This is a genomic window from Chromobacterium alticapitis, assembly GCF_002924365.1.
In the GTDB taxonomy this organism is placed as follows: Bacteria; Pseudomonadota; Gammaproteobacteria; order Burkholderiales; family Chromobacteriaceae; genus Chromobacterium; species Chromobacterium alticapitis.
In genome coordinates, this window is record NZ_PQWB01000204.1 from 1 (window position 1) to 678 (window position 678).

Here is a 678-nt window from a genome sequence, read left to right on the forward strand (position 1 = left end):
TCGCTGGTTCGTCGGCCTTTCCGCCGATGCCCGCGTATGGGATCACTCGACCTTCTCGCAAAATCGCGACCGCTTGTTTACCGAAGACGTCGCCCGCGCCTTCTTCATTCGCGTACGCAGCCTGGCCGAGTGGGGCAAGCTCACCAGCGACGAACATTTCAGCGTCGACGGCACACTGATCGATGCCTGGGCTTCGCACAAAAGCTTTGTTCACAAGGATGACGACACGTCCCCACCCGCAGGGCGCAACCCGGACGTCGATTTCCGGGGCGAGAAGCGAAGCAACCAGACGCATCAATCGCGAACCGATCCGGAAGCGCGACTGGCCCGCACGAGCGCCGGCGACGCCAGCCGCTTGTGCCATATGGCCCATATCCTGACCGAGAACCGCAACGGTTTGGTTGTGGACGTCTCGGTGTCCGAGGTCAATGGCCACGCCGAAAACGTCGAAGCGCTGAACCTGTTGCTGCGCAATGCCAAGAAAGGCAGCACAGTCGGCGCGGACAAGGGCTACGACACGCCTGCTTTCGTGAACGGCTGCCGAGGCTTGGGCATCACGCCGCACGTAGCGCGCAAGCGTGCCGGCAGCGCCATCGACAGCCGCACCACGCGCCATGAGGGTTACGCGATCAGCCAGCGGCGACGCAAACGGATCGAGGAATGCTTCGGCTGGCTGAA

The 678-nt window shown here is 63.0% G+C and carries 1 protein-coding gene; it reads left to right on the forward strand.

Going from position 1 to position 678, the window contains the following annotated elements; translation table 11 throughout:
- A partial coding sequence (locus C2I19_RS21410) for an IS5 family transposase (protein WP_146056927.1) occupies positions 1–678 on the forward strand: 678 nt, incomplete at both ends.